The organism is Cecembia calidifontis (genome assembly GCF_004216715.1).
Lineage (GTDB): Bacteria > Bacteroidota > Bacteroidia > Cytophagales > Cyclobacteriaceae > Cecembia_A > Cecembia_A calidifontis.
In genome coordinates this window covers 3,260,433-3,285,292 of record NZ_SGXG01000001.1, presented here as the reverse complement: position 1 = coordinate 3,285,292, position 24,860 = coordinate 3,260,433, and the positions used below count along the sequence as shown (strand labels likewise).

The 24,860-nt window shown below is 40.3% G+C and carries 21 protein-coding genes; 14 read left to right on the top strand and 7 right to left on the bottom strand.

All coding sequences use genetic code 11. The features are described from left to right. Positions 1-120 precede the first annotated feature (120 nt). The 4 genes from surE to dnaG all read right to left on the bottom strand — a co-directional run bounded on the left by surE (position 121) and on the right by dnaG (position 4,886). A complete protein-coding gene (gene surE / locus BC751_RS14140; RefSeq protein ID WP_130276163.1) occupies positions 121-903 on the bottom strand; it encodes a 5'/3'-nucleotidase SurE in 783 nt (260 codons plus the stop codon). A gap of 3 nt (positions 904-906) precedes the next feature. Next, complete coding sequence (locus tag BC751_RS14135) at positions 907-1,542, bottom strand: hypothetical protein (RefSeq protein WP_207226965.1); 636 nt, start codon at positions 1,540-1,542, stop codon at positions 907-909. A 106-nt stretch (positions 1,543-1,648) separates the two neighbouring features. Then, complete coding sequence (locus tag BC751_RS14130) at positions 1,649-2,866, bottom strand: bifunctional 3,4-dihydroxy-2-butanone-4-phosphate synthase/GTP cyclohydrolase II (protein WP_130276160.1); 1,218 nt, start codon at positions 2,864-2,866, stop codon at positions 1,649-1,651. 82 nt (positions 2,867-2,948) lie between these two features. Then, a complete protein-coding gene (gene dnaG, locus BC751_RS14125) occupies positions 2,949-4,886 on the bottom strand; it encodes a DNA primase (protein ID WP_130276158.1) in 1,938 nt (645 codons plus the stop codon). Positions 4,887-5,062: 176 nt separating this feature from the next. Here dnaG and BC751_RS14120 point away from each other — a divergent pair, with 176 nt between their 5' ends. The 6 genes from BC751_RS14120 to BC751_RS14095 all read left to right on the top strand — a co-directional run bounded on the left by BC751_RS14120 (position 5,063) and on the right by BC751_RS14095 (position 12,565). Continuing rightward, a complete protein-coding gene (locus BC751_RS14120; RefSeq protein ID WP_130276156.1) occupies positions 5,063-6,157 on the top strand; it encodes an Mrp/NBP35 family ATP-binding protein in 1,095 nt (364 codons plus the stop codon). Positions 6,158-6,166: 9 nt separating this feature from the next. Continuing rightward, the gene (locus tag BC751_RS14115; RefSeq protein ID WP_130276154.1) at positions 6,167-6,415 is read left to right on the top strand and encodes a NifU family protein; all 249 of its coding nucleotides are present in this window, start codon (positions 6,167-6,169) and stop codon (positions 6,413-6,415) included. A gap of 10 nt (positions 6,416-6,425) precedes the next feature. After that, positions 6,426-9,473, top strand: coding sequence for a M43 family zinc metalloprotease (locus tag BC751_RS14110; protein WP_130276152.1), 3,048 nt, complete (start codon positions 6,426-6,428; stop codon positions 9,471-9,473). A 167-nt stretch (positions 9,474-9,640) separates the two neighbouring features. Further along, a complete protein-coding gene (locus tag BC751_RS14105; protein ID WP_130276151.1) occupies positions 9,641-10,414 on the top strand; it encodes a PASTA domain-containing protein in 774 nt (257 codons plus the stop codon). Next, the gene (locus BC751_RS14100) at positions 10,414-12,252 is read left to right on the top strand and encodes a T9SS type A sorting domain-containing protein (protein ID WP_130276149.1); all 1,839 of its coding nucleotides are present in this window, start codon (positions 10,414-10,416) and stop codon (positions 12,250-12,252) included. Before BC751_RS14105 ends, BC751_RS14100 begins: the two co-directional genes overlap by 1 nt. 4 nt (positions 12,253-12,256) lie before the next feature. Beyond that, entirely contained in the window at positions 12,257-12,565 is a 309-nt protein-coding gene (locus BC751_RS14095; RefSeq protein WP_130276147.1) for a rhodanese-like domain-containing protein, read from the top strand. Positions 12,566-12,580: 15 nt separating this feature from the next. On the opposite strand, the gene BC751_RS14090 is transcribed toward BC751_RS14095, so the two are convergent. Next, a complete protein-coding gene (locus BC751_RS14090; RefSeq protein ID WP_207226887.1) occupies positions 12,581-13,621 on the bottom strand; it encodes an acyloxyacyl hydrolase in 1,041 nt (346 codons plus the stop codon). A gap of 60 nt (positions 13,622-13,681) precedes the next feature. On the opposite strand from BC751_RS14090, the gene BC751_RS14085 reads away from it, so the two are divergent. From BC751_RS14085 to BC751_RS14075, 3 genes are all read left to right on the top strand, one after another. Further along, a complete protein-coding gene (locus BC751_RS14085; protein WP_130276144.1) occupies positions 13,682-14,014 on the top strand; it encodes an antibiotic biosynthesis monooxygenase family protein in 333 nt (110 codons plus the stop codon). Positions 14,015-14,087: 73 nt separating this feature from the next. Further along, positions 14,088-14,696: a class I SAM-dependent methyltransferase gene (locus BC751_RS14080; RefSeq protein WP_130276142.1), complete on the top strand. Its 609-nt coding sequence runs from the start codon at positions 14,088-14,090 to the stop codon at positions 14,694-14,696. 76 nt (positions 14,697-14,772) lie between these two features. Continuing rightward, positions 14,773-15,576, top strand: a complete 804-nt coding sequence (locus BC751_RS14075; RefSeq protein WP_130276140.1) for a universal stress protein — start codon at positions 14,773-14,775, stop codon at positions 15,574-15,576. Between the two features lie 308 nt (positions 15,577-15,884). Here the strand turns inward: BC751_RS14075 and BC751_RS14070 are convergent, their stop codons facing one another. Then, positions 15,885-17,576: a bifunctional metallophosphatase/5'-nucleotidase gene (locus BC751_RS14070; RefSeq protein ID WP_130276138.1), complete on the bottom strand. Its 1,692-nt coding sequence runs from the start codon at positions 17,574-17,576 to the stop codon at positions 15,885-15,887. Between the two features lie 271 nt (positions 17,577-17,847). Between BC751_RS14070 and BC751_RS14065 the strand changes: the two genes are divergently transcribed. From BC751_RS14065 to BC751_RS14050, 4 genes are all read left to right on the top strand, one after another. Then, positions 17,848-18,717, top strand: a complete 870-nt coding sequence (locus BC751_RS14065) for a TraB/GumN family protein (protein WP_130276136.1) — start codon at positions 17,848-17,850, stop codon at positions 18,715-18,717. A gap of 57 nt (positions 18,718-18,774) precedes the next feature. Then, positions 18,775-19,074, top strand: coding sequence for a hypothetical protein (locus BC751_RS14060; protein WP_130276134.1), 300 nt, complete (start codon positions 18,775-18,777; stop codon positions 19,072-19,074). 59 nt (positions 19,075-19,133) lie between these two features. Next, positions 19,134-20,834, top strand: coding sequence for an amidohydrolase (locus BC751_RS14055; RefSeq protein WP_130276132.1), 1,701 nt, complete (start codon positions 19,134-19,136; stop codon positions 20,832-20,834). Between the two features lie 168 nt (positions 20,835-21,002). Further along, complete coding sequence (locus BC751_RS14050; protein ID WP_130276131.1) at positions 21,003-21,929, top strand: NAD-dependent epimerase/dehydratase family protein; 927 nt, start codon at positions 21,003-21,005, stop codon at positions 21,927-21,929. Positions 21,930-21,978: 49 nt separating this feature from the next. Here BC751_RS14050 and BC751_RS14045 read toward each other — a convergent pair whose 3' ends face one another. Next, a complete protein-coding gene (locus BC751_RS14045; RefSeq protein WP_130276129.1) occupies positions 21,979-22,455 on the bottom strand; it encodes an SAM-dependent methyltransferase in 477 nt (158 codons plus the stop codon). A 282-nt stretch (positions 22,456-22,737) separates the two neighbouring features. Here BC751_RS14045 and BC751_RS14040 point away from each other — a divergent pair, with 282 nt between their 5' ends. Continuing rightward, complete coding sequence (locus BC751_RS14040) at positions 22,738-24,855, top strand: tetratricopeptide repeat-containing sensor histidine kinase (protein ID WP_242617482.1); 2,118 nt, start codon at positions 22,738-22,740, stop codon at positions 24,853-24,855. The last annotated feature ends 5 nt before the right edge of the window (positions 24,856-24,860 follow it).

Here is a 24,860-nt window from a genome sequence, read left to right as displayed (position 1 = left end):
TTTGTGATAAATCTAAGCAAAAACTAAAAAAATATGCAAATAATCTAAAAATTTTTCTTTCAAAAAGAAAAAGCCGGAAGTATTCTCCCGGCCTCTTTTCCTTTTTTGGATCCTTTCAAATTAGAGTTCGTCCCAGTTCCAATCCTCATTAATTTGAGAGATGGCATGATGGGCGGTAAGGTCATATTGACAAGGAACTATGGAAACATAATTATTCGCTATGGCCCATTCATCATTGTCCTCACCTTTATCAAAATTCACAAAATTGCCTGCCATCCAAAAATATTTTCTACCATTGGGATCATACCTTTCGGAAAATTCCTCCTGCCATTTGGCATGGGCCTGACGGCAGACCTTAACCCCTTTGATAGGCTCATTTCTTTTAGGAGGGAAATTCACATTTAATGCCACTCCTTTTGCCAGGCCATTTTCAAGTACTTGTTTCGATATTTTGAACACATATTCTTCAACATGGCTAAAATCGGCCTTTGAAGAATAGTCACATAAGCTAAATCCGATGGATGGGAGTCCTTCCAAGGCACCTTCTATGGCGGCAGACATAGTACCTGAGTAGAGAACTGAAATGGAGGTGTTGCTGCCATGATTGATTCCAGAAACAACCAAATCCGGCCTTCTATCCTTCAACACATAGTGTTTGGCCAATTTGACACAATCCGCTGGAGTACCACTGGATTTAAATGCCATTACATCCTCAAAAATATCTTCCTCATAAAGGCGGAGGGTCTCTCCTATCGTTATGGCATGCCCCATGCCTGACTGAGGACTGTCCGGTGCCACTACTACAACTTCTCCCAACTGCTTCATGATGTTCACCAATACCCTTATTCCCTTTGAGGTGATCCCATCATCATTGGACACCAAAATCAATGGTTTTTTTGCCATAAATTATTTTATCTGATTGTAATAGGCAGTGATACGGAGCAGATCTCCTCTTTTGTCATGGGAAAGTCTGTTTTTCCTCATAAAAAGGTCTATTTCGTCCGCTCTATCACCCAAAATATCCAAAAGCTCCCTTTTCTTGAGGGAATACTTCTGAAGCTTTCCGTCTTTGATGAAATAGTAATTAAAAGCCAACTTATATACTCCTCCTATTGGTGGACCCCATAAGGGGTTCATGGCCATGGGGCCATACATACCCATACCCCTGTTATCAATAACAATCTGTTCCCTACATAGCAGGACAATCTCATCACCTTCTGTCAGAATTTCGAAAAAAACCGGGGTCTCATAATCTCCTGCCAGAGAATAAGGTAAGGTATAAAAAGACCTAATGCCTCCATAAACTTCATCAAAAATTTCAAATTGGGACACATTCGAAGCTCCAAAAGTGGTAATCCCATTATCCTGAAGCTGAACCAGGTTGTTTTCTAAATCATACTTTACAAGGCCACGGTAAACCTGTCCATTCACCGTTATGATCTGTCCTTGATGCCAAACTTGGGAAGGAAATTGATTTCCTTGGGCCAAAGCAGAAGAAAGGCCCAGGAAAATTGTCAATATGGAAACAAATACCCTGATCATCATAAGTTCTACAGTTATTCTCTACTGATGATAACGATTTATTTTCAAATTTGGTTGATTTGGTTTCAAGATAATTGAATTTCCATACTAACTAGTTGCCATTCGCTTATTTTTTCAAAATGGAGTGGCCCATTTTATCCCGCTTTGTTGTCAAGTACTTTTCATTATGCGGGTTTGGGGCGATTTCAATAGGTATCTGTTCCACAATTTCCAAACCATAACCTAACAGACCTACACGCTTGGTGGGGTTGTTGGAAATCAATCTGATTTTGGAAATCCCCAAATCCCTTAATATCTGAGCACCCACCCCATAGTCTCTTTTATCCATTGGAAGGCCAAGCGCCAGATTTGCCTGAACGGTATCCATTCCCTGTTCCTGAAGCTTGTAAGCTTTGAGTTTGTTGATCAAGCCTATACCCCTACCTTCTTGATTCATGTAAAGCACCACACCCTTACCTTCTTTCTCCACCATCTCCATGGCCTTATGCAGCTGAGGCCCGCAATCACATCTGCATGACCCAAAAATATCCCCTGTTACACAGGAAGAGTGCACACGTACCATTACAGGCTCATCTTTTTCCCAAGTACCTTTTATAAGGGCCAAGTGGATGTCATCTGTATTTGTCTGTCTAAAGGCTATCAGATCAAAATCACCCCAGGCTGTGGGCATTTCCACCCCTATCTCCCTTTTGATGAGTGATTCATTTTTAAGTCTGTAGGCAATGAGATCCTTTATGGAAACGAGTTTCAAATTAAATCTTTTCGCTACTTTCACCAGATCAGGCAGCCTGGCCATGGTTCCGTCTTCATTCATGATTTCCACCAATACACCCGCAGGTGCCAATCCTGCCTGCCTTGCAAAATCTATAGCGGCCTCCGTATGGCCAGCTCTACGAAGGACTCCTCCCCTTTTTGCTTTCAGTGGGAAAATATGTCCGGGCTTACCCAATTCATCCGGATGGATATTGTCATCAATCAATGCCTTGATGGTTTTCGCCCTGTCACTGGCCGAAATTCCCGTTGTGCAACCATGACCTATCAAATCAACTGAAACAGTGAAAGGAGTTTCATAGGCAGCAGTATTTTGACCTACCATCAGCTCCAAACCCAATTTTTCACATCGGTCTTCAATAAGCGGAGCACAAATCAGACCTCGACCGTGCGTTGCCATAAAGTTGATGATTTCAGGAGTGACCTTCTCTGCAGCACAGATAAAATCTCCCTCATTTTCACGGTCCTCATCGTCTACAACGATAATTACCTCTCCGTTTTTTATGGCTTCAATGGCATCCTCAATGGGATCCAACTTAATTTCATTTGACATTTTATTTTAATACTTGGGTTTAGTCGAGGTAAAATTACATCCTTTATTGAGTAAAACAGTAAAAAACAGATGAAAGTTTGGCTTAAAAACTGATCACAATCCCAAGCTGCTTGTCTATTTCAACCTGAAATTTTTTTAGTTCCATGAAAATAGCCAGCCTTTCCGTAATAATGCTTTCATCGGCTTTTTCCTGTTCAGCTTCTTTTATTTTGACCTTGGCCTCTTCCAGCATTTTTTTGATCACTCTTTTTTTCAAATGGAGAATACTGTCATAGACAGTCTTGGCCAGGTCATCAGCCTCATGATGTGTGAAAATCTGATACCTGCTTTCCCAGAGACTCGACAGTTCATATTTTCTGGTAATCAAATTGATAACTTCCTTTTTGACTTCCGAATCCTGATGCTGAAGAAAATATTCCGGCTGCGGAAGAATTCCCTCTGAAAGAGCCTCCTTGTAAATCCCAAGAATTTTCTCATATACTGGAGTATGAAAATTCAAATCCTCGGTTTCCTGAAGCAAATATTGGCAGACATGAAGTTCATCAGAAACCATCTCAAAACCATAATTCACCAATAACCTTAACATTTCCCTTTCCTGCAACTCGATCAAATGGGAATGGGATGTAGGTTCTTCTTTGGTGGGCAGTAAATCTTCTACAAAGGAGGCTTTCTGTTCCCTCTGCTCCTTGAAAAATTGATCCTTTTGTTCTTTTAAAAACAGTTTATTGAGCTCGGCCTGTATGATCTCCTCATCCATGTGCAACAAGCACGCTGACTGTTGGATGTAGACTGTCCGGATGATCGGATCGGGAATTTTAGCAATACTAGCCACCACCTGTTTGATCAATTCGGCCTGTTTGATCGGATCTTTGGCAGCTTCTTCTGCATAAAGACCTATTTTGAAGGAAATAAAATCCTGGGCATTATTTTCAAGATAGTTTTGGAAGGCCGTGGAGCCAACTTTCCTGGCATAACTGTCAGGGTCTTCGCCATCAGGAAAGACTACGGCTTTTACATTGAGCCCTCCTTCCAAAATCATGTCTATACCCCTTAGAGAGGCGCGGATACCTGCAGCATCACCGTCATACAGGACAGTAATGTTGTCTGTAAACCTTTTGATCAGTTTGATCTGGTTTTCAGTAAGAGAAGTTCCAGAGGATGCCACCACATTCTCTATTCCCGCCAGATGCATGGAAATTACATCTGTATACCCTTCTACCAAATAACAATTGTCCTTTTCCCTAATAGACTTTTTGGCCTGAAAAATCCCGTACAGGATATCACTCTTGTGATAAACCTCAGTTTCAGGAGAATTGATGTATTTTGGCTGTTTTTTATCTTGGGTTAGGATCCTGGCCCCAAATCCAATGGCCTTTCCGGAAAGATTATGAATGGTAAAAGTTACCCTACCCCTGAACCTATCGTAAAAACGGGAAGCATCACCTTCTTTTTGAAGAATCAAACCTGCTTTCAACAATAATTCTTCCGAATGGCCTGCTTTCTTTGCTGCGTGTAGGAAATGGTCCCATCCATCCAAAGCATATCCCAAATCAAACTTTTCTATTGTTTGTCTATCAAATCCCCTTTCTTTGAAATAGCTTAGACCAACTGACCTTCCTTCTTCAGTATCGAGATTTTTTTTGAAAAATTCCTTCGCAAAATTCAGAACGATGTATAAACTCTCCCTTTCATTAAAAGCCTGTAATTCTTCGGGGCTGGCATTTTTTTCTTCTTCTATTTCTATTCCGTATTTCTGAGCCAGCTGCCGAATCGCTTCATTGAAACCAATCCCCTCAATATCCATCACAAACTGTATAGGATCACCTGCCTTTCCGCATCCAAAACATTTATAAATTTGCTTTGCAGGTGACACGGAGAATGAGGGAGATTTTTCATTGTGAAAAGGACAGCATGCCCATAAATTTTGGCCTTTTTTCTTCAGAGGCACATAATCATTTACTACTTCTTCTATATCTGCCCTATCTCTTACTTTCTCTGTAGTTGCTCTGCTTATTGCCATATTCAATTCCTTCAATTTCCAAAGATAAAAAGTATTGCATCATTTTTCAGTAAGTAGGATTTCCGAAACTATTTCCAGGTAAAGCAAGTTTGTAATTTTTGGGAAACTATTATCTTTAAAAAGGCCTTTTTATTTAGAACATTTATAAAGTAAATTGCGGGCAATAAAGTAGCGATATGTCAATTAGTAAAGAAGCAGTATTAAAAGCCCTTTCCCGAGTAGACGATCCGGATCTGAAAAAAGATTTGGTGACTTTGGGAATGATCCAAGGGCTTCAAATTGAAGGGAACAAAATCAGTTTCAAAGTTGTCCTCACAACTCCTGCCTGTCCCTTGAAAGAGGTAATCAAAAACAACTGTATTGAAGCATTGGAGGAAGATTTGGGTTCAGATTTGGAACTTGATATTTTTATGACTTCCAATGTGACCACAGCGAGGGACAACGCGCCTTTATTGCCGAAGGTTAAAAACATCATCGCCATAGCATCAGGGAAAGGAGGCGTTGGAAAATCCACTACTTCCAGCAATTTGGCTGTAGCTTTGGCTAAATCAGGTGCTAAAGTTGGACTCATAGATGCTGACATCTCCGGCCCTTCCATACCGACAATGTTCAATGTGGAAGGTGAGCAGCCGGCCGTCAGACAGATAGATGGCAAAAACGTAATAGAGCCGATAGAGCAATATGGGGTAAAATTGATGTCCATTGGGTTCCTTACCCCAGCAGATGCCGCGGTGGTTTGGAGAGGACCAATGGCAAGCTCTGCGCTTAAACAGTTTATAGGAGATGTGAACTGGGGTGAACTGGATTATTTATTGATTGATTTACCTCCGGGAACTTCCGATATTCATTTGACCATGGTTCAAACCGTGCCTGTCACAGGTGCTGTGATTGTTACCACTCCTCAGAAGGTTGCTCTTGCAGATGCCACCAAAGGATTGAGTATGTTCAAGCAGCCTCAAATTAATGTGCCTGTTTTAGGTGTTGTGGAAAATATGGCTTATTTTACTCCGGAGGAATTGCCAAATAATAAATATTATCTGTTTGGTAAAGAAGGAGGTCAACGCTTGGCTGAAAAATTTGGAGTTCCGTTTTTGGGTGAAATTCCGATTGTGCAAAGTATCAGAGAAAGTGGAGACACGGGATATCCAGCAGTTTTAAAATCTGGAATAACCCAGGATGCATTTTCATTATTGGCTGAAAATGTCGCGAGACAAGTGGCCATAAGAAATGCTGCAATGAGCAAAACAGAAGTGGTTCAGGTAAATATTTGAAAAAAAAGAATGAATACGGAGTTAATTGAGAGAATTGAAAAAGCATTGAACAGCATCAGACCATATTTAGAAGCTGACGGTGGAAATGTGAAAATAGTCGAAGTAACCTCTGAGATGGTTTTAAAATTGGAGCTGACAGGCACCTGTAGTTCCTGTCCTATGTCCACAATGACCTTAAAGGCGGGAGTAGAAGAAGCTATCAAAAGAGATGTGCCGGAAATCATAAAGGTCGAGGCAGTGAATGTTGCTGTAGTATAAAGTATTTACCATGAGAAATTTTACTTTCCCAACAAGGATAGGCCTATTATTATCCCTTCTCTTCCTTTTATCATTTTCAGGTACTTTTTCACAAAATTTCTTTGGAAAGAATTTCCAGCACATTCATGATGAACAATGTGCAGCTACCCATTTAGAGAAGTTACAGGAAGAACAGTTGGGCATTTATGGAAGCAAAGAATACTTTGAATCCTGGATGCAAGGGAAAGTAAAAGAATTCAGGACCAAAACGCCTTCGCAATTTAGACTACAGGAAGAGGTTAAAGTTATCCCTGTTGTAGTCCATGTAATCCATACAGGTACTCCGATTGGGGTAGGAGCCAACATTCCTCAATCACAAATAGAATCCCAGATAAGATCACTAAATGAGGATTTCAGGAGAACAAACCCAGATGTCACCCTGACACCTTTAGAGTTTCAGTCAGTTGCAGCAGATACGCAAATTGAATTTGTACTAGCCAAACAGGATCCTCGAGGGCTTCCCACCGATGGAATCAACAGGGTACTGGGACCTAAAAATACCTATGACCCTAATGACGCCGGTTTAATAGGCCAACTTGCTCTCTGGCCACCTGAGGAATACCTGAATATTTGGGTTGTTCCTTTGGTACCTCCATTTATCGGCTATGCAAGTTTCCCCGTTTCTAACCTACCTGGACTAAGTTTTCCTGCTACGGCCAGGGAAACTGATGGGGTTACCGTTGATTACCGGTATTTTGGACAGGGAGGATCCGCGGTGTCAGGTTCTCGGGGTAGAACCCTTACCCATGAAGTGGGCCACTTCTTGGGCCTAAGACATATTTGGGGCGATGGGGACTGTAGTGCCGATGACTTTGTAGATGACACCCCAAACCAGGACGGCCCAAATACCATTTGTAGAAGCACCCCTAGAGTAACCTGCGGCTCAAGAGATATGGTGGAAAATTATATGGATTATACCACAGATATCTGCATGAATTTGTTTACCATAGGTCAAACGGAAAGAATGCAGGTGGTTTTGGCAAATAGCCCCCGACGTGCTTCTTTGGTCAATAACCGGGCAACTATAGAGCCTGTTTTAGTACCAAATGACCTCGGAATTGAAAGATTGATCAGCCCCCAGGATTTTATCTGTGATGCAGTGATTGTGCCTGAAGTTCAAGTTTTCAATGCAGGAAGTAACCGCATCACCTCTGCTATACTTGAAATCAAAAACAATGGTGTGTTGCTTCAAAACCTGAATGTAACCTTAGATCTGGAAACTGGAGATTCACAAATTGTTGGATTTAATCCTATCACTCTAAACAGTTCCAACAATATCTTTGAGGTTAATATTCTCGGAGTCAATCAGACTACCGATGGTAATCCCAACAATAACTCCGCAAGTTCAAACCCTGTTCTTCAGTCAGCGTTAACGCTTCCCTACGCCTTCAGAATGGAATCATTTGGTAATGAATGGGTAGTGAATAATCCAGACAACGGTCTGACTTGGGAAAAAGTGACCTTGAGCCTCAACGGTACCCCGCAAGAAGTCATTCGCATGCAGCATTATGAATATGATGCAAATGGGCAGCTTGATTTCTTGATCTCTCCCCAGATTAACCTCAGTACATTTCCCAACGCCCAGCTTTCTTTTAAGATGGCCTATGCTCCCTATAATATTCAAGGTTTTGGGGATTTTCTTTATGTCGCCATTTCCACAGACTGTGGCAATACTTTTGAAATAGTAAGTGCTCCTTACAACAAGGACAGGGTGTTCCTGCAGACCTCAGAACCAACATTGAATGAATTCATTCCTACAAGGGAGGAACAATTCCGTAGGGAGATTGTCAATCTTTCCCAATTTGCTGAATTTGGTTCCATCAGGTTGGCATTTATTACCAGAAATGGTTTTGGAAACAATATTTATCTTAAAGATATTGAAATATTCCCTCAGGAGATTTTTAGGTATGATCTAAAAATGACTGAACTGCTCAAGCCGACACCTATTTCTAACGGAAGCCATGACCAAGAGTCTATTTTGTTGGTCAATACCGGAAATCTGGCAATTTCAGGATTTGTTTTCAGAAGAAGTACCAATAGTGCTCCTCTTCAGTCTTTCCTGGCCAGAGGTCAGAACTTACTGCCTGGGGATAGTACCTTGATCAATTTGCCGAGATCCTCAACCATAGATGGGACCAATAGACTGAGCTATCGATTGGAATTTCCTAATTTTGATCAAAACCCTAGGCCAGAAATAAGTTTGGACAGATTTTTTATTACAAACAATGAATTGATCCGCTCACCCTGGAGACAGAATTTCAATAATATCTTTAGCCTGAGTCCCTGGGTGAGTTTGAACCCTCAATCCAATGGAACCGCCTGGGAATTATCACCACTACAGACGGGTATCTCTCAAAATGTGGTTAGGCTTCAATCTGGAGCTGTAAACAACTCCTATTGGCTTGGCTCACCCATATTTGACCTCACTTCCAGTAGTCAGGCCGCATTGTTCTTTGACAGGGCCGCAGCATCAATATCTCCTACCACTACACTCAAGGTCTTGGCTAGTACCGATGGCGGTGTTACCTACCAACAGGTTTATAGCAAATCAGGAAATGAACTTGTAACTGTGCCAAATGGTCAGGTCAATCCTAACAATCCTTCCGAATATAGAAGAGATTATGTCAATCTTACTGCATTTGCCGGAAGAAACAGGGCCATGGTAAGGGTAGCTTTCGTACTTGAAGGAAGTGATGGGGATAATGACCCTGTCTATCTGAACAACGTAGAACTGTTCTTGTCTGCTAATCCTGAACCGGTAGATCCTGGTCTTGGTAATACCATTATTTACCCAAATCCTGCCAATGGTCTTTTCAACATTGTCTTCAATCTGCCAAGATTTGAAACAGTGAATATTCAGATTATTTCCGCTACGGGTGCATTGGTACACGATATGGATTACCCAAATACGTTGAACCAAACTTACACTTTTAGTGCTGAGAATTTCTCTAAAGGTTTATTTGTAGTGAAAATTACCAGTCAGTCCATAACTGAGACCAGAAAACTGATCCTATATTGATGATAATTTATTGATGATTCTTTTAAATACCGGGATCCTTTTTTGCTGATCCCGGTATTGTTTTTTAAAAAACTGGCTGATTGTTTGCTATGTAGTTAAAGAATTGATGTTGCAAAGCAAATTAATCATACCTTTATACGTTGAAGTAATAAAATAACAGATTACACATGAGCGATATTAAAACTTCTGCCAAAAAGATTGTTACACATTTGGTTTTGGTTTTTGCTGTCATCCTGATTTTATCTTTCTTATTTCTCAAGATTTTCCTTCCTATCTACACCAATCATGGTCAGACGGTAAGTGTACCTGATTTAGAAGGATTTGAATATGATCAATTGGATGCTTATCTCAGTGCCAGAGATTTACAATTTGAGGTGACTTTGGACAGTGGCTTCAATGCTGATTTGAAACCACTTACAGTATTGAAGCAAAATCCCAAGGCAGGAAGCAAAGTGAAGCAAGGACGGAAGATCTACGTAACCCTGAATTCAAAAAATGCCCCAATGATCAAAATGCCTAACCTGGTCAATACCCCTTTAAAAAATGCTCAGGAAATTCTGGGAAATATGGGCCTTATCCGCGGTGAAATTATCTATGTACCGGACATTGGAATCAATGTGGTTTTGGAGCAAAGGTACAGGGGCCGAAACATCCCGGAGGGATTTGAAATCCCCAAAGGCTCGCAGGTCGACCTTGTGGTAGGAGATGGATTGGGGAATCAGATCTTAGATGTACCAAATCTTATCGGAATGGATGAAGTTGATGCAGAATTTCTTATTTTAGGTTCTGGATTGAGACTTGGTAGGATCAATTATGTTGAAACTGATTCTGTCCCAGCGGGAATTATCATCAGACAGATTCCCCCTTCAGGAGCAGAAGTAAAGACCGGAGAGCCAATTGATATCTGGATTTCGGATGTAAAAAACATTTCACGTTTTTAATGCACAAACGTAAAATCATATTTTTATTTTTTCTGATGGGGGCACTATTGGCTTTTCCAAAATTATCTTTTGGACAGTTCCAATTGTTGCCTACTCCACAAAGGCATTCAGGTAACCAGGAAAATTTCTCAGGAAGGTTGAAGCAAGAAACGCTTCAACTTCCTTTTTGGGATGATTTTTCCAAACCGGGAGTTGATCCCAATAAATGGATCAATGAGGGAACCACGCAATCCTTTACCGTAGGCAATGCCCCTCCAAGTCTGGGGGTGCTCCTAATGGATGGTGTCGATGCCAGGGGGCGACCTTATTCCAATGTTCTCGTGCAACAGGGAATCAATGATAGGATTACATCCCAGCCCATTGATTTATCCGGATTAAGTGCACAGGAGTCCGGGACTGTTTTCCTGAGCTTTTATTGGCAGCCAGGAGGAAAGGCAGAATTACCGGATTTCAATGATGATTTAACCTTATTTTTTTTAAACAAGGATGGTATTTGGGAACCAGTTTGGACCGTATCAGGGGAACTCGAAGAAGAACAATTCTTTTTTACACCTGAAATCATACAGGTAACCGAAACTTTCCAACATGAAAATTTCCAGTTCAGATTCCAGATAAGCGGAAGGTCTTCAGGGCCTTTCGATTCCTGGCTTCTGGATTACGTATACCTCAATAAAAACAGGAATGCAAACAATCTTTTCTTCCCGGATAGGGCACTTACCCAAACCAACACCAGACCGCTTGGAAAATATGCTGCTATTCCTTTATTTGAATTAAGAAGAAGTCAAGCCAATATTTGGCAGAATATTTCCAATGAATTCAAAAACCTTGAAAATAGGTTCAGGGCAATGGAGTATAGCGTGATCCTAAGAGATAGCTCCACGGGAACTGTGGTCCGCAAGATCAATGACAACACCCCGTTTAATCCAGTCCCTTTGGCCAATGAAAGAAGGCGCTTCAACAGTAATAATTTTGGCACCATCCCTCCTCCGGCTATTGAAACGGACCTTGAACTACTTACTTATATCAGCTCCGGCGACCGTTTCCTTTATCAGATTATCAATGGCGACAGTGTGATATTCAGAGATGTTGATTTGAGAGTCAATGATACCGTTAGGACTGTGGTTTCCATCAGGGACTTTTTTGCATATGACGATGGTTTTGTAGATTATTCAGCTGGAATCAACCAAAGGAACGGAATGCTGGCCAACCGTTTTGAAGTCACAGCACCTGCATTTGTTAAAGGAATCAGCATCAACTTCACCAATTTCAACCAATTCAACTCTATTGTAGATCTGATGATCTGGAATAGCCTGAGCAACCAACCTGTTTATGTCAAAGAGGTTTTTATTCCAGAAAAGGATAATATGAATGAATTTGCCTATTTTGAATTGGAAGAAAATGTTCGGGTAGATGACACCTTTTTTGTCGGCTTTATGCAGTTTACCAATGATTTTGTATATGTGGGATTGGACAAAACATTTAACAATGGAAGCGAGGTTTTCTTCAATGTTTCCGGTAGCTGGCAGCAAAATAATATCGTGGAAGGCTCCTTGATGATCCGGGTGCATTTGACGGAAAATCCTGTTGTTGAGGAGCAGGCAGAATCTGCTTTCGGTTTTAGGGTTTATCCTAATCCTGTTTCAGATTGGTTGACCTTAGAAGGTGAAATCGATGATTTTTCTGTAATAGATCCTTACGGAAGAACCATTAATCTTCCGGTTGAATTTATTCAAGGTGATGGTAAAATGATTAACTTTGCCGGACTCCAAAGGGGTGTTTACCTTGTAAATATCCGAAAAGGAGTTGAGCAAAAATCAATCCGCATACTTGTAAAATAAAATTATGGAAGATATCACTGTCTCTGAACTTAGAGAAAAACTTGAGAATAAGGAAGACTTTCTGTTTATAGATGTCCGCGAAGAATGGGAATATGAAGAAGATAACTTAGGGGCTAAAAACATACCTCTTGGACAGCTGCCATATGAACTGGATGAATTGGAGGCCTACAAAGATAAGGAAATTGTAGTTCAATGCAGATCCGGAGCAAGAAGTGGTAATGCCAAAAAATTTTTGGAAACAAAGGGCTTTACTAAAGTTCGGAATCTATTGGGAGGCATTTTGGCATATAGACAAATGGAAGAGGAGGAGTAATCCCCCTCTTTTTATTTAAAAGCTCCAACCCAACCTTAAGTCTAAATGCTCTGCAACATGTCCATGGGCCTTCAGTCCTATTCCAATTGAAAAATTCTGGAAAAGGAAATAATTCAAAACATAACGTTGGTAGAATCGAAAGTCATGGTAATTGTTTGGCTTGTTTGTGTAAAAGGCCATTCTTTGACTGAAATCGAATTTTCCGAATAAAAAATGATGGGAAATAAAAGGTGCAGGCATTAATGCCTCCCATCTTTTGTTTTCTACTTCCAAAGAATAATCTTTATTAATCTCCAGTCCCCCTCCTATTCCATTTATGCCTGAAATTGGTTTTTTAAAAGCCATGACCAAAGAAAGATTGGGGATCCTTCCCTCCTCTCCTTCTCTAGTTGAAAGCCCAGTTTCCAAATAAAAATTGGATGATTTAGGTATCATTTTTTTTTCATAGAAAGGAAAAGGATAATTTTTCATAAAATGCACCAAACCCAAACCTAGCATGGGATAGTTCATTCCTTTGTTAGGTTGGCTTTGCCCGCCGTTAGAAATATGGTTATAAGCAAATGAGAGGTTCAGCGCTATTTTATCCGAAATGATATATTCCCACTTCGGGCTCAAAAACAAAAGAAAACTGACAGGGGCACTAAAGAATATATTGTCAGGGTTATTGTCTTCATCATACACTTTTGAAAGGTAACTGAATCCTAGGCCAGAAAGTAAACTGAAAGTCCATCTCTCATTTTTCCATAAAATGGGCTCAAAAGTTCCTGTGAGACTTAAGGCATGTCCTAGTACAGGTGGATTTCCGAAATCATGATAACTGAATTGAAGCCCCAAGTAGTGAAAGCAGTTACAAGCATCCCAACTTTTTTGGGATTGGTTGAGCTTTTGATAATGCAGTGAAAATCCCAAAGGATTACTTTGAGACAAAGGTTTAAGGGCTTGGGAATGGGGAATTATAAACCCATAACTGGACTCAAGGCTTAGCTTTTCAACTTCCTGCCCAAGAGCATTGGCAACCAGGTTAAAGGAAGTGAAAATAAAAACAAACTTTTTCAATAAATTGAAAGGTGACTTGAATGCTAATAACTTCTTTACAAATCTCATTTTCAACAAGCTATGATTGCAAATACCCCAAATCCACCATACTATGCTGTAATCTTTACCAGTATACGTACAGAAACCCAAGAAGATTATATAGAAACAGCAAAAAGAATGGTCGAATTGGCTCAGCTTCAAAAAGGATACCTGGGGCATGAATCTGCCAGAGAAGGACTTGGTATCACCGTGAGTTATTGGACCAATTTGGAAGCTATTAAGCAATGGAAAATGGAATCAGAACACCAAATAGCCCAAGAAAAAGGTAAATCACTATGGTATGCTGCCTACAAAACAAGGATATGTTTGGTAGAGCGGGACTATGGATTTTCTTCGGATTTTGACATCATGTGAGAAGGGTGACTTTTGTTATATTAATTAAACCGACTTTTGATGTATTTTAGGGGGAAATAAAACTATAATATAGATGGATAGTAAATTCTGGGATGAAAAATTCTCTCTCACCCCAAACCTGTATGGTGACTCGCCCAACGAATTCATCAAAGAACAATTAGGCAAATTTGAAAAAGGTAAAATCCTTTTCCCAGGAGAGGGTGAAGGAAGAAATGCCTTATTTTCAGCAGCCATGGGTTGGGAGGTAACAGCCCTGGATCAAAGTCAGATTGCACGAAAGCATACCTTGGAAAAAGCAGAAAAAGCAGGTTTGCATTTGGAGTACCATACCTGCAATGTGGAAAATTACATCCCAGAGCCCAAGAGTTTTGATGTAATTGCACTTATTTATTTCCATTTGCCTTTAAGTATCCGGGATAAAGTCCATCACCGATTTGCGATGGCATTAAAAGACAATGGGCACCTCATTCTTGAAGGTTTTGGCAAAGGCCAATTGAACTTCCAGTCCGGAGGACCTAAAAACCCTGAGATGCTATATGACCTGCAAGACCTTAAATCAAGTTTCCCTCAAATGACCTGGGAATATGAATTTGACGGAATTCTTCACCTCAATGAGGGAAAAGGCCATTTAGGAGATGCCCATGTTGTAAGGTTGGTCGGAAAAAAAGAGCCCTCAAACTGATAAAAATCAGGTTTTTATTATTTTTCCTTGATTAAATTGAAGACAGATACAATCATTTAAAACAACCCTAAAAACCATGAAAATCCTTGTGCCTACCGATTTTTCGGACAATGCCAATAACGCATTGGAGTTTGCTAAAAATATTGCCAAGAAGGAAAAAGCATCCATCACCCTTCTCTATGCTTTCTATGCAGTCTATGACTTCGCTGCCCAGGCCACCGAAATCTTAGGTCAGATTGAACAAGAGGCAAAAAGAACACTGAAAAAAGCTGCTGAGGCTGGAAAAAATGAGGGACTGGAGATTGATTACAGGCTTCTTCAGGGAACAGTAGCTTCGGTTGCCACTTCCTTTGCCTATAGAGAGGATTATGACCTTATTGTCATGGGTACCCAAGGAGCCAGTGGGATCAAAAAAGCATTGGTCGGTTCCAACACCGGTCATGTAATCAAAGAAAGTAAAATTCCTGTTCTGGCAGTTCCTCAAAAGGCCAAATGGGAAAACGTTAAGAAAATATCTGTTGGACTTGAGCTTCAAAAAGAGGAGGAAAAATTTTTTAACCACCTATTTAAAGTAACCAAGGCAACAAAATTCCCTTATGAGTTTTTCCATGTCAAAACGGAAGACAATTTCGAAAAGGAGATAGAATTTAAAGGCCTTGAATCCTTCCTCAAAGAAAAACATCCTGAACTGGACATTAAATTCAAAACTTTATCCAACAAAGATGTCAGTACAGGTTTCCAAAACTATTTAAAGGAAAATGAAGATGCTATGTTGGTGATGTTTTATAAAAGCAAGTCCTTTTTCGAATACCTGTTCAACCGAAGCGAAACCTTGGAGATGGCATATCATACCCATGTTCCTCTCCTGGTGATCAAATAATTGGTTAAGGTTCAAAACTGAAAGGGGATTGGCTGTTTATAAAAACCAATCCCCATTTTTGCGATCTCCGAAGCCTTCTCTCTCACGTAATAACAATCCATCAAGAGGAAAACCCATGAGGATTTTGATTTTAAAACAATGATTTGCTAGAAGGACTCCAAAACGGTCTGCAAATTGTTGAAGTGTTTAGCCGATTCTGGGTAATCCAATTTGTTACCTTATCCTTCACTTTACTTCTCTTCTACCTAAGAGATTCCAACATCCGGCTTTCGAAATCCGAAAGTCATTTTCTACTTACGCGCCTTTTCCTATCTAAATTCATAATCTACTCCGTGCACCTGCGTCAGGAGCGTTGCCGGAGCATCCAAAGCTACAGCTGCTCCTCTTGGGGTTGGAGTTACCGGAGAGTTTTCTGCTAAATAACTCAACATCACCTTATGCAGCGTGAGATCGGTATTTTTTACATTTTTCACATCATTCATTCTACACACTACATCCGCGGGATCTCCTTCCCTCTCACAGGCTGAAATGGAGTAAGTTTTATTCATATCCACAGGTTCCCCCTTTACTGTCATGCTCTGGATTCTTTTCCCCTCATCACCGAAGGCATTGAACCTTACTTCCATCCCTTTGAATTTGGTCACCCAACCTCCAAATCTTTTGGAAGCATCCTCAGCAAACACGTTGTTGAGTTCTTTTTCCATCCAGTTCCATAACTGTTGACCAGTAACCTCACCAGTCCGAACAACAGAGTCTACTGGCAACATGTCATAAATAAAGCCCCTTGTGATCGGTATGTTGCCGGTTTCATCCGGTGTAGCATGAGGAGGACAGAACCGGAACCCGTTGGATAGGACAATGTCGATATCCGGCATTTGCCATTTGAGAGCATCCAAGACCATGGTATCTATGGGATTTTCAATGACAAAATACCTATACAGCGGAATGGTACTGTACCCTATTACCTGGTTGATTTCCTCTAAATAAGGGGCTTCCACTTCTTTCACAATCTTAGCTACCCTAGGAGATTCTTTTACTTTCTCAGCTGGTATTTCAAGAAGCTCATATTGATCATCCACCAACCTGCCATTTTCAAAAGACAATTCAAGCTTTCCAAGGAAAGAACCAAACGCACCAGGCTGAACCACTTTGGCAAATTTACCCTGTATAGGCTTTCTTACCCTTTCATGTGTATCAGCACCTAAAATATAATCCACTCCTTCACAAGCAGGATGATTGGAAAGGGCTATCTCCTGGGACAATCCAGTATGGGATAGAATAGCTACAAAAGCACATTTTTCCTGATTTTTAAGTACATCCACATAATGGGCCAAATTGTCTTCCGGTTTGGTGAAAATAATACCTTCACTGTAACCCGGGGATTGTCTTTTCGGAACCAGATGGTCATTATATCCAATAAAGCCTAACTTAACACCATTGATTTGCCAAATATAATAAGGTGGAAAAATCAACTCCCCACGCTTGCCTTCTCCCAAATCATGGTACATATTTGCACAAACCTTATTTCCATAAAGTGCACCCATCAATTGCTGCATAGGCCCTTTGTTATAAATCACCTCCCAGTTGCCGGGAAGATAAAGGTCATAACCCATGGCATTGAGGATAGGAACAATTGCATTCCCCTTGGTTTTGACGGACAGCATGGATCCCTGAAACATGTCCCCTGTATCTATCAGGAAAGAATATTCAGATTTAGCCCTTTCCTGTTGGATAAAAGCGTGAAGGTTGGCATATCCGCCTGTTTTTCTGAATACTACTTGCCCATCTTCCCAAAAGAGCTCATCGTGGGGGTGAATCTGACAATGTACATCAGTAGTCTGCAATATGTTGACTTTGAATTTTTCTTTTGGTTCACCATCAGCTGCCAGACCATCTTTTTTAGGGCTGTCGCAAGAGGCAAAGGGATTGACTGCCAAAAAACCAGTACCTGCACTTAAGGCTCCAAGTTTTTTAAGAAATTCTCTTTTTGAATTGTTCATTATGGTTAATTTGAGTTGTTTCCACAATCAGCAAACTGTAAACCAGCAACTTATCAAAATCTTCTTCAACCTATAAGAGGATTTTCGACAGGGAATGGTTTTCGGGTAAGTTAGATGCTGCTTCAAATATCTGGGATTTATACTTTCCATTTTGTGACTTTTATTACAGGCTGAGATATGCAAAACATTTTTTCAAAGGATGGCTTTTAATAGCGTATTTTCTTTTGCATAAAAAAATGCCTAAGTTTCCCATAAGTTAAGTCCCTTTGGTATGAAAAATCAATTCAGACTATTAATTTATTTCCAACTGTTTTTGTTTTTGCCCTTTTTTCTTTGCGCCCAAGGCAGTGAAGAAAAATCACTTTTATGGAAAATAAGCGGAAATGGTCTGGAAAAAGAATCCTATTTGTTCGGAACAATCCATCTCATATGCGAAGACCAATTTAAAATGGATGAAAGGATTTTAAAAGCCTTATCTAAATCCAAAAAAATAGCTTTGGAAATTGACCTGACGGATCCAAATGTTATGATGGACATGCAGCGCTTATCTGTCAACAAAGATTTTGCAAATATCAAAGATGAATTTGATCCGGAGCACCAAATAGCAGTAGATGCGTTTTTAAAAGAATCTTTTGGAGTGGGACTAGAGCAGATGGGCATCATGAAGCCTTTTGTAATTTCAAGTATGATCATGACCAAAATGATGCCCTGCGAACAGATCAGCGGTTATGAAATGTTTTTTATCCAAAAAGCTCAGGAAGAAAAGATTCCAGTAGTCGGTTTGGAGACAGTGGCCTCCCAGATAGGCATTTTTGATCAAATCCCTATAAAAGAACAACTAGATGACATTGGAAAATTGGTAACAAATAATGAAGGAATGGAGGAGTTAACTGCTATGGTAAAGGCCTATCTGGAAGAGGATATAGAGCAGTTGTACCAGATGATTGCTTCAAGTGAATTATTCAAGGAATATAAAGGCATCTTCCTTGATGACAGAAATAAAAGCTGGATTCCTATCATCGAAGATTTGGTGAAAGAGCAACCTACTTTCATTGCAGTGGGTTCTGGCCATTTGGCTTCTGAAACAGGTGTCATACAGTTACTTCGGAATACAGGGTATACCATAGAGCCCATCAAATGATATGTCAGGGCTTTCAGGAAAGTTACACCGGACAGCTTTCAGTATCTCATAGATGACATGTTTGAAAACATCACACTTTTCTCCAACTGGGTCGAAGAGGCCAAATTTGTTAAAGAAGGTGATGAATATGTGGTCACTTTGAAAACCTATTCAGAGAAATTTAGGTCAGATTCATTGGGCAAGCAAACTTCACTTCTCATTTCTGTTTTGGTAACCGGAGCAGATGATGCCAAAATGCTTCAGGAAAAAATTGATCTCGCCAAAAATTTCAAAGCACTGAATGAAGCAAAAAGAATGGAATTGGTGGAAAAAGTCGCAGGCTTTGAAGGGCAGTTCGTGGAATATTATAAGGTTTGATGGAAGATTATTTGTTCTTTTGGACCATAAAATCCTAATTTCAGAAAAATCAAAAATTCATGAAGTATACTTTCTTATTCGGACTGTTGTTCTTGCTCCTTTTTTCATGCGGGGCAGACAAAAATGCCGATCAGGTTTATTTAAATGGGATTATCTATACGGTAGATGATTCCAATCCCCAAGTTGAGGCTGTTGCTGTAAAAGATGGACTGATCCTGGCAGTCGGTAGCTCAGAAGAAATCCAACAATACATAGGAAAGCAAACCGAAGTCATTGATTTGAAGGGAAAGACCATGACCCCGGGTTTTATTGAATCCCATGGCCACTTGATGGGAATTGGATACAACAAACTGGAAATCGACCTGATGTACGTCCAAACCTATGACGAATTGATAGAAAAGGTAGCCGAAGCAGCAGCCAAAGCTGAACCAGGAGAATGGATTACCGGAAGAGGCTGGCATCAGGACAAGTGGCTCAAAATGCCGGACAATACCGTGAAAGGATTCCAAACCCATGAGCAACTCAGTGCGGTAACCCCCAATAATCCTGTTTACCTGGCTCACGCTTCTGGTCATGCCTCTTTTGTCAACCAAAAAGCCATGGAGTTGGCAGGTATCACCCCCCTGGGAAGTGAAAATCCAAGACAGGAAGTAGAAGGCGGGGAAGTACTAAGAGATGAATTGGGCAATCCTACCGGGGTACTGGTAGAGAGAGCTTCCTATCTGGTAAGCAAACTGATTCCGGCTGATACCCCTGAAAGAAGGGAAAAGGCTTTGGAATTGGCATTGCAGGAACTGGCTGAAAAAGGAATCACTTCTTTCCATGATGCAGGAAGTGGGCAGGATGTAATCGACTTGGTGGAAAAATTCAAAAATGAAGGGCGTCTGACTTCCAGAATGTACATTATGCTGAGCAGCCGCCAACCTGATCTATTGCAGGAGTGGTACAAAAAAGGGCCAAAAATAGATCCGGACCATATGGTAACCGTCCGCTCCATCAAATTGAATATGGATGGTGCTTTGGGACCTTGGGGCGCTTGGTTATTGGAGGACTACGAGGACAAACCGGGCCACAGAGGACATGAGACCATGCCTATGGCTTTAGTGAGCGAAGTGTCAGAAAAAGGTTTGGAGTTGGGTTTTCAGGTCTGTTCCCATGCCATCGGCGACCGGACCAATAGGGAAGTCCTGGATAGGTATGAGGCCGCATTTGCCAAATTCCCTGATGCAAAAGACCATCGTTTCCGTATAGAACATGCCCAGCATTTGCATCCCGATGATATTGCAAGATTCGGCCAATTGGGCGTAATTGCGGCGATTCAGGCCATCCATTTGAGTTCAGACAGGCCTTGGGCCATAGGAAGATTGGGTGCCAAAAGGATCAAAGACGGGGCATATGTCTGGCAAAAATTGCTACAATCCGGTGCCGTGATTTCCAATGGCACGGATGCCCCGGTGGAACCTTTGGATCCCATTCCTTCTTTCTATGCGTCTGTGACAAGAAAAACCCTAAAGATGACTCCGGAAGGAGGATATGAACCGGATCAGAAAATGACAAGGGAACAGGCTTTGAAATCCTATACTTTGGATGGGGCATTTGCTGAGTTTGAAGAAACTTTCAAAGGATCCATTGAGGTGGGAAAAGCTGCTGACTTTACGGTATTTGACCGTAACATTATGGAAATTCCTGAAAATGAAATCCTACAGACAAAAGTGGCCATGACGGTCATGGGTGGAAAAATTGTATATAAAGCTGAATAGGAACTAAGGGAACACCTGCCAGGTTTCTTAAAGCCTGGCGGGTCCATTTTAAGGTTGAATGTTTTTTTAAAACTTGCTTTTTAAGACTTGAAGTTTTGATTTTGAACTTTGGGTACTGAATTCTCAAGCTTTGTTTTTTGATTTTTTGTATTTTGAAAACAAAAAGACATGGCTTCCAAAAATCTACACACCATACTTGGCTCAACTGGCAACATTGGTACTGCATTGGCCAAAGAATTGGCTGCCTATACTTCCAATATCAGGCTGGTGAGCAGAAATCCTCAAAAAGTCAATAATTCCGATATATTGTTCAAAGCCGATTTATTGAAAGAAGAGGAAGTAAAGGCAGCGGTAAAAGACTCAGCAGTGGTCTATTTGGTAGTAGGAATTACCTATAAAACCAAGATGTGGGAAGAACAATGGCCCATCATCATGAAAAATGTTCTCAATTCCTGCAAAGCTGAAAAAGCCAAATTATTGTTTTTTGACAATATGTATTGTTATGACCCAAATCATGTAGGGCACTTAACTGAAAATAGCCCTGTAAATCCATCAAGCAGAAAAGGAAAAGTCAGGGCTGAAATTGCCAGTATGTTATTGAAGGAAATAAAAGAAAAACAAATAACAGGAATGATCGTTAGAGCTGCGGATTTTTATGGCCCCAACGCCAAACTGAGTTTTCTTCATGAATCGGTTATCAACCGAATGAAAGCCGGTAAAACAGCGCAGTGGCTTTACGATAAAAATAAAAAACATACATTTACCTATATCCCAGATGCAGCTTATGCCACAGCCTTTTTGGGCCAAAATGAATCAGCATGGAATCAGGTTTGGCACTTGCCTACATCAAAAACATATCCAAGTGGGCAGGAAGTGGTAAATATACTCGCCAAGCATTTAGGAGTTCCCAATAATATGGCTGTTTTGCCTGGCTTTATGGTCTGGATATTGGGCTTGTTCATTCCCATTTTAAAGGAAGTCAAAGAGCTGAGGTACCAATTGGATAAAGATTATTGTTTCGATTCCTCCAAGATTGAACAGGCATTTGAATTAAAAGCGACCCCTATCAAAGAAGGTTTGATAAAATGTATTTAAAACCTTAAGGTTAAATGAGTAAAAAATAAATTAAACACATTATTCCAAGTTAAGGAATCACCCACAAAAAAACGGTATGCTTCTTCCCATCAGCCAATTCAATGGTCCTGGTCTCTGTGGGTTCCCAATCCCCCATGTCAAAACGATGAGAAATCACCCTTGTACCTGAAGGCATTTCCCATATTTTGGGCCTCAATTTCAAATTGATGTCCGGAAAAAGGTACAAAGTTAGCACCGTGGCCTTACTGAAATCCAATTCAAACAGGTCCCCTTGCTTAAAATCCACCAAATCTTCCACCCCTTCCTTTATTGCCAATTCAAATGCCTCTCTTACCAAATCCTTATCAATTTCAATCCCCAAGCCTTTGGTACCGAATTTTTTGGCAGCCAAAATCAGTATTCTTCCATCTCCTGAACCCAGATCTATGATATAATCATCCTCGGTGACCTTAGCCATATCCAACATTTCCTCTATGACTTCCCATGGCGTCGTGACAAAAGGGACCAAGTCTGTAAAGTTTGCCACATTGTCCTGGGCTTTCGTTCCGAGACTTAGCCAAAACAAAACATTTATAAATATAAGATATTTAAACACTTCTCTTAGTTTATTAAAAAGTTATAGATACTTATTGGGACTTTATGAATCATGACAGGATATTTTATTCCCCAACAGTTAAATTTATTAAAATCAAATCTGTTTTTTTGGAGTCATATCCTTTTTATTTGCTTATCATTACAGCAAAGTTCTGACATGCCTATTAAAACAGTTTTCTACCTTATTTTCTCCTTTCTGATCTCACCCTGTTTTATGTTACTGGGTCAAACAGACTCGCTTTTTCGGGCCTTGGAGGAACTGAAAAAAGATAGCCCGATTAATCTGGAAAAAATTGCCGGGTTACAATTGGGAATCGCCATGGTCTACTATCAGGACCGTGATTTTCAAAATTCATTTCAGTACCATCAGGAAGCATCCGAAAATTTTCTTGCTGCCAAAAATCTTGAAAAATACAGTGAATGCCTTCACAATCTTGGAAACATTTCCTATTTCTTAGGAGACTCTAAAGAAGCCATACAATATTATAATTTGTCTATCGCTGAGAGGGAAAAAATAAACGACTTAAAAGGTTTGGCTTCAGGATATAATAACCTGGCGAATGTGTATAACAGACTGGGCGATTATCCCCGGGCTTTAGAATTTTATGAAAAATCACTTGAAATAAAAGAAAAGATTGAGGACCAAAAAGGCATTGCATCAACCTTCAAAAACATAGCTTCGATTCATTATTTCCGTGACAATTATGTAGCTGCTCTTGAAACTAATTTAAGGGCATTGAGGATTTCCGAATCCCTTTTGGATTCTACTGGAATCGCCTTTGTTTACAATAACATTGCCTTAATCTATGAAAAACAAGACAAATGGGATGATGCACTGATGAATTTTAATAGGTCTTTACAGATCAAAGAAAAAATGGGGGACAAACAGGGTATGGCCACTACCCTCAATAACATAGGTAGCCTCTATCAAAAAAAGAAAGAATACAGCAAAGCCATCGAAGCTTTGGAGAAATCCCTTAAAATATCTGAGAAAATAGGCGAGAAAGAAGGGATTTCAGCCGCACTGAACAATCTTGCCAGTGTTTACGAAGATTTGGGGGAAATGGCTAAAGCCATGGAACTCTTCCTCCAATCCCAAAAAATAGATGAAGAAATCGGCAATAAAAGGGGAATGCTCTTAAGTATAACCAGTCTTTCCCATATCCATTTTGCCTTAAAAAACCACAAAGAGTCCATCCGTTTTGCCAAAGAAGGGATAAAATTGGCCAGACAATTGGACTCTAAGGCTGAATTGAGGGATCTCAACGAACTGATGAGTAAAAACTTTGAAGCTATGGGGGATTTTAAAGCTGCTTTGTATCACAACCAGCTTTTCCATGCTTATGCAGACAGCGTCTTCAATCAGGAAATAGAAAGAAAAACAGCGAGAATTGAAGCAGAATATGAATATGACAAAAAATTAGCAGTCATCCAGGCAGAACAAAAAGCCTTGGAACTGGAAAATGAAAAAGAATTCCAAAGGCAGAATTTTCAAAAAAGGATTTTGCTATTGGCCTTGTTTGGCATTGTCCTCATTGCAGGCATTTTATTCCATAACTACCGCAAACAGAAAAAAGCAAAACAACTTTTGGAAGTAAAAACCATGGAACTGGAAAAAGCCAATCAAGTCAAAGCCAAGCTTTTCAGTATCATCGGACATGATTTAAGAGGGGCTATTGCCAGTCTGTATATGTTTCTCGGACTTTATAAAAGAAACCGAATGAATGATGCAGAGTTTAAGGAATTGGTTCCTGAACTCTATAAGAATGTAGGAGCCATTATGGAAACGTTGAACAACCTGTTGAGATGGTCCATGCAGCAAATGAATATGGTCAAATCAGTACCCATTCCGACTTCATTATCAGAAAAAGCACTTGAACTTGAGGGATTTTATTCGACTTTGCTCCAGCAAAAAGGAATTGAATTTGACAATCAAATTGGGGAAGAAATCTCTGTAATGGTAGATCCCAATCATCTGGATTTGGTTTTAAGGAACCTGTTGAGCAATGCCATCAAATACAGTAGCCAAGGAGGAACCATCACGTTGGGAGTCTTGGAAAAAGATGATTTTATCATCACTTTCATTAAAGACCAAGGGGTTGGAATGAATAAAGAAGAAGCAGAAAGGCTTTTCCGATCTGATCTGGTAAAAAGTAAAAGAGGAACTTCAGGTGAGCAGGGAACCGGTTTGGGGTTGAACCTGACCAAACTCTATATTGAAGAAAATGGAGGTAAGATTTGGGCAGAAAGTGAAGAGGGCAAGGGAAGTGTTTTTTATTTTTCCCTACCGGGCATCAAAGCCAAAAAATATCAGATGGAAGCTACAACCTAAATCAT